The 5,126-nt window shown below is 69.8% G+C and carries 7 protein-coding genes; 6 read left to right on the plus strand and 1 reads right to left on the minus strand.

Going from position 1 to position 5,126, the window contains the following annotated elements:
* The coding region (locus JHD21_RS20400) for a DnaA/Hda family protein (RefSeq protein WP_292679112.1) at positions 1-842 on the minus strand (842 nt) is incomplete at its 3' end.
* A 632-nt stretch (positions 843-1,474) separates the two neighbouring features.
* Between JHD21_RS20400 and rpmH the strand changes: the two genes are divergently transcribed.
* The 6 genes from rpmH to rsmG all read left to right on the plus strand — a co-directional run bounded on the left by rpmH (position 1,475) and on the right by rsmG (position 4,832).
* On the plus strand, positions 1,475-1,612 hold the full coding sequence (rpmH, locus tag JHD21_RS20405) for a 50S ribosomal protein L34 (protein ID WP_030483636.1): 138 nt from the start codon (positions 1,475-1,477) through the stop codon (positions 1,610-1,612).
* Between the two features lie 16 nt (positions 1,613-1,628).
* Positions 1,629-1,985 carry a ribonuclease P protein component gene (rnpA, locus tag JHD21_RS20410; protein WP_292679104.1) on the plus strand — a complete coding sequence of 119 codons (357 nt, stop codon included), beginning with the start codon at positions 1,629-1,631 and terminating at the stop codon, positions 1,983-1,985.
* Complete coding sequence (gene yidD / locus JHD21_RS20415) at positions 1,982-2,221, plus strand: membrane protein insertion efficiency factor YidD (RefSeq protein ID WP_292679107.1); 240 nt, start codon at positions 1,982-1,984, stop codon at positions 2,219-2,221. The genes rnpA and yidD overlap by 4 nt, the downstream gene beginning before the upstream one ends.
* Positions 2,222-2,224: 3 nt before the next feature.
* Entirely contained in the window at positions 2,225-3,343 is a 1,119-nt protein-coding gene (gene yidC, locus JHD21_RS20420) for a membrane protein insertase YidC (RefSeq protein WP_292679110.1), read from the plus strand.
* A 230-nt stretch (positions 3,344-3,573) separates the two neighbouring features.
* Positions 3,574-4,029 (plus strand): R3H domain-containing nucleic acid-binding protein, encoded by a 456-nt coding sequence (locus tag JHD21_RS20425; protein ID WP_292679114.1) that lies wholly within the window; start codon positions 3,574-3,576, stop codon positions 4,027-4,029.
* A gap of 80 nt (positions 4,030-4,109) precedes the next feature.
* Positions 4,110-4,832 carry a 16S rRNA (guanine(527)-N(7))-methyltransferase RsmG gene (gene rsmG, locus JHD21_RS20430; protein WP_365696406.1) on the plus strand — a complete coding sequence of 241 codons (723 nt, stop codon included), beginning with the start codon at positions 4,110-4,112 and terminating at the stop codon, positions 4,830-4,832.
* Positions 4,833-5,126: the final 294 nt, after the last annotated feature.

A 5,126-nucleotide genomic window follows, 5' to 3' on the forward strand; every position in this document is an offset into this window, starting at 1 on the left:
GGCTGGACGTCGGTGATCAGGCCCCACTCGAACCGGTTGCGGAGCCGGTCCTCGAGCGCCTCGAGCCGCTTGGGCGGCCGGTCGGAGGTCAGCACGATCTGCTTGTTGGCGTTGTGGAGCGTGTTGAAGGTGTGGAAGAACTCCTCCTGGGTCTGGGTCTTGCCCTCCAGGAACTGGATGTCGTCGATCAGCAGCACGTCGACGTCGCGGTAGCGACGCTTGAACCGGTCCTGCCGGTCGTCGCGGATCGCGTTGATGAACTCGTTGGTGAACTCCTCGCTCGACACGTAGCGCACCCGCGCGCCGGTGTAGAGGCTGCGGACGTAGTGCCCGATCGCGTGCAGGAGGTGGGTCTTGCCCAGGCCGGAGTCGCCGTAGACCAGCAGCGGGTTGTAGGCCTTGCCCGGCGCCTCGGACACGGCGACGGCAGCGGCGTGCGGGAACCGGTTGGACGACCCGATGACGAAGGTCTCGAAGGTGTACTTGGGGTTGAGCCGCGCCTCGTGTGCCGCCGTGGAGGTCGTGGTGGAGCTGGGCTGCGGGTCGCCGGGGAAGTCAGGGAGCTCGTCGGGTTCCGCGAGAGACCCGGGGTGGGTCGCCGGGGTGAGGGGAAGGACGGCCGCCAGAGGGGGATTTGTCGACATGTCGTCTTGTCGATCAAGTGACTCGGTGACGTCCGCGCTGGGCGTCGCCTCTGGGTTGACGGTCACGACCAGCCGGATCTCGCCGCCGTAGACGGCTGAGAGCGCGTCCTCGAGCTGGCCGCGGAGCCGGCCCTCGATCTGGTTGCGGGTGAAGTCGTCGGGGACCTCGACGATGGCCAGGCCCTCGTGCAGCGACATCGGCGTGCAGGAGGTGAGCCAGGCCGCCTGGTTGGGCTCGAGCTCGGCGACCACGGATCGCCAGGTCGACTCCAACGGGGTCGAGTCGAGTGGGTTTCCGTCGGGGGTGCTGGAATCCACGAGCGCAATGCCTTCCCTGGTCTCAGGTGCTGTCCACAAGGTTGTCCACAGGCTGTGCACCTGGGCCTGTGCGAAGTGACTGGCAGGGGGGAAGCGCCGGTGGCACCAGGGAGGAAGCCGGACCGAGACACGCTCCGTGGATGTGTCAGCCGATGTCAGGTGACGTCAGCAGAGAGGAGCGGCAGGGAACCTCGGCCCGGCTGAACGTAACCCTCGGCAGGCACCCGGCACAACCCGTCCTCCACAGGGCAGGCCGGTTGTTCACAGGGTGCGGCGGCGTGTCCCGGACGACACGCCGTCGTCGCCGGGGTCGGCTGTGCACAGGGGGCCAGGGCGTACGGTCCACGGTTTGACCCTGTCCGCACGGTCCGCGTACCGTTGGCCGGTCGGTCCATGCCCGCTCGCCCTGCTGGATGCAGGGAGCCTGCGCGCGACAGCCGAGCCCGACAGCACAGCTGCGAACCTGTCGGCCCCAGACCATGTAGTACAGCCCAGCCGGAAGAGAAGACCTCGTGAGCAAGCGGACGTACCAGCCGAACAACCGTCGTCGTCACAAGACGCACGGGTTCCGCCTGCGGATGCGCACCCGTGCGGGCCGGGCGATCCTCTCCTCCCGCCGCCGCAAGGGCCGCAAGAGCCTCGCGGTCTGAGCGCCGGGCTCTCCCGGTGCTCCCCGCCGCCCATCGACTGACGGATCCCGCGGCCTTCTCGACGACGGTTCGCGCCGGCCGACGGGCGGGGTCGCGCACGCTCGTCGTGCATGTACATACCGACGGTATGTCGGAGCGCTCGCCCCGGGTGGGACTGGTCGTGAGCAAGGCCGTGGGCAACGCGGTCGTCCGCAACCGGGTCAAGCGCCGGCTGCGGCACCAGGTCGCCGCGCTGCTGGAGACCCTGCCCCCCGGCGCGTCCGTGGTGGTCCGTGCGCTCCCGCCGGCCGCGCACTGCACCTCGGCCGAGCTCGCGGAGGAACTGCGCGCGGGTCTCAGCCGTTGTCTCTCCCGGACCATGGTGACCTCATGAAGTACCCCCTGATCTGGTTCCTGCGCGCCTATCGGGCGTTGATCAGCCCGCTCTACGGCCAGGTGTGCCGCTACCACCCGTCGTGCTCGGCGTACGCCCTCGAAGCGGTCGAGCGGCACGGCAGCGTGCGGGGCTCCTGGCTCGCGGTCCGGCGTCTCGGACGTTGTCACCCCTGGGCGGCCGGCGGCTACGACCCCGTTCCGTCCACCACCCTCGAGCCCGGACAAGGAGCCTGACCCGTGGGCTTTTTCACCGACCTGTGGGGCTTCATCGTCGCCCCGCTCTACTTCGCCATCTCGGCGGTGCTGATCGGCTGGCACAACGTGTGGAGCCAGATCATGCCGGCGACCAGCGGGGCCTCGTGGGTGCTGTCGATCATCGGGCTGACCCTGGTCATCCGTGCGGCCCTGATCCCGCTGTTCGTCAAGCAGATCAAGTCCAGCCGCAACATGCAGCTGATCCAGCCCAAGGTCAAGGAGCTGCAGAAGAAGTTCGGCCACGACCGGGAGCGTCTCGCCCAGGAGACGATGAAGCTCTACAAGGACTCGGGGACCAACCCGTTCGCGTCCTGTCTGCCGATCCTGCTGCAGATGCCGATCTTCTTCACCCTCTTCTCCCTGCTCAACAACGCCGCGAACGAGAAGCCCAAGGGCATCCTGAGCAAGGACGACGCCACCCAGTTCGGCGAGGCCAAGCTCTTCGGCAGCATCAAGATCTCCGACACCTTCCTCAAGGCGGACGGCCACGTCGGCACCATCGCGCTGGCCCTGTTCCTGGTGCTGGCGATGACCGCGACGACGTTCCTCACCCAGCGCCAGCTGATGAGCAAGAACATGCCGAAGGACGCCCTGACCGGGCCCTACGCGCAGCAGCAGAAGCTGCTCCTCTACGTGCTGCCGGTCGTGTTCGCCGTCGGCGGTATCGCCTTCCCGATCGGCGTGCTGTTCTACTGGACCACCTCCAACCTCTGGACGATGGGCCAGCAGTTCTACGTGATCCGCAACAACCCGGCGCCGGGGACCGAGGCCGAGCGGGCCAAGAAGGAGCGCGACAAGGCCAAGGCGCTGAAGAAGGGTCTGGTGCCCGCTGAGGAGGCCCTGCCCGAGCCGGAGCCGGAGAAGCGCCCCGCCCAGCGCCAGCAGCCGCAGCGGCAGCCGCGTAGCAAGCGCAAGGCCGCCGCCCCGAAGCCGGTCACCGACACCGCGACCACCGCGACGTCGAAGCCCGCTTCGGACCCGGCGCCACCGGCGGACGCGGCCCCCACCCCCTCGGCCGCCAACGGCCAGGCGATCACCCCGAAGCCCAAGAAGAACGTGCCCGCCAAGGGCGTCCCGAACAAGAACAGGAAGAAGCGTTGACCGAGTCCGACGTGCGACCGTCCGAGACCGACGCAGCCCCCGAGGCTGAGCAGACCCTGGAGACCGAGGCCCAGGAGACCGAGGCCCAGGAGACCGAGGCCGTCGACGCCGTCGACGAGGCCGCCGAGGGGTCCGAGCATGCCGACGACGCCGACGACAGCGACGACGCGGACGACAGCGACGATGCCGACACGGACGACGACGACACGGACGGGTCGAAGCCGTCCCGTCTGGAGCAGCTCGAGCAGGAGGGCGACATCGCTGCCGACTACCTCGAGGAGCTGCTCGACATCGCCGACCTGGACGGCGACCTGGACATGGACGTCGAGGGCGACCGGGCAGCGGTCTCGATCGTCGGCGCCGACCTCTCCCAGCTCGTGGGGGACCGCGGCGAGGTCCTCGAGGCCCTTCAGGAGCTCACCCGGCTCGCCGTCTACCGGGAGACCGGTGAGCGGTCGCGGCTGATGCTCGACATCTCCGGATTCCGTGCCGAGAAGCGGGTCGAGCTGGAGCGGCTCGCGGAGCAGACCGTCGCCCGGGTCAAGGCTGACGGTGCTCCCGTGTCGCTGGAGCCGATGTCACCCTTCGAGCGCAAGGTCGTGCACGACGCGGTGGCAGCCGCCGGGCTGACCTCCGAGAGCGAGGGCGTCGAGCCCCGCCGGCACGTCGTCGTCCTGCCCGCCTGAGCCGCATGGCGGGCGATGTTTCACGTGAAACGTCGGGGAGTGGCCCGGTTTCACGTGAAACATCGGGGCCGGCCCTGGCCGTGTTGTTCCCCCAGGACCGGATCGAGCTCGTCGAGCGGTTCGCCGCACTGTTGGCGACCGCCGGTGTCGAGCGGGGCCTGATCGGACCTCGCGAGGTTCCTCGGCTGTGGGACCGGCACCTGCTCAACTGCGCGATGCTGGCCGAGGCGATCCCCCCGGACGTCACGGTCGCCGACCTCGGCTCGGGGGCCGGTCTTCCGGGGCTGGTCCTCGCGCTCGCCCGCCCTGACCTGCACCTCACGCTCGTGGAACCTCTGGAGCGCCGAACGGTCTTCCTGCACGAGGCGGTCGACGCGCTGGGTCTGTCCGAGGTCGAGGTGCTGCGGGGCCGGGCGGAGGCGTTGCACGGCGTGCGGGAGTTCGACGTGGTGACGTCCAGGGCGCTCGCCCCGCTGTCCCGCCTGCTCACCTGGTCGATGCCGCTGGTCGCCCCGACGGGCGTGCTGCTGGCGATGAAGGGGCGGTCGCTGGAAGCGGAAATCGAGGCGGCCACGGACGAGCTCTGGCGGTACGGATGTGCCGCCCCGGAGATCCTGGAGCTGGGGGCCGCCGCGTCCGCGGTGACGACCGGTGCCGACCGGCTGTCCACCACCAGGGCGGTCCGGGTGGCCCACGCAGATCCGGCGCGAGTAGCGTGGCGCCCTGCGGTTGACGCGAAGTCGCCTCCACGGCGACCACGGAGCTCGACGCAGCGATCGGCGGGGCGGAGGAACAGCGGGTGACAGAGCAGACTCCCGGCGAAGGGTCGCCGGAGTTATCCACCGATCCGCAGGCGGTCGCGGAGCGTGACTCTCCACAGATGGAGGGCAGTTCTCCACAGGTTGTCGAACCCGGCGACATCGATGTTTCACGTGAAACCGTCGAGCGGCCGACCCCGGGACCGGTGCGCACCGCCTCCGAGGTCGCGGACCTCGGGCCCACCTCGGGCGGGACCTTCGGCGACGAGGCGACCCCGCTGGCGCGCGCCGCGGAGCACATGCTGCTCGCCCGCCAGGGCGCGCGCCTCCGGCCCAGCC

Origin of the sequence: Nocardioides sp., from assembly GCF_016462705.1 — a bacterium.
Classification (GTDB): Bacteria; Actinomycetota; Actinomycetes; order Propionibacteriales; family Nocardioidaceae; genus Nocardioides.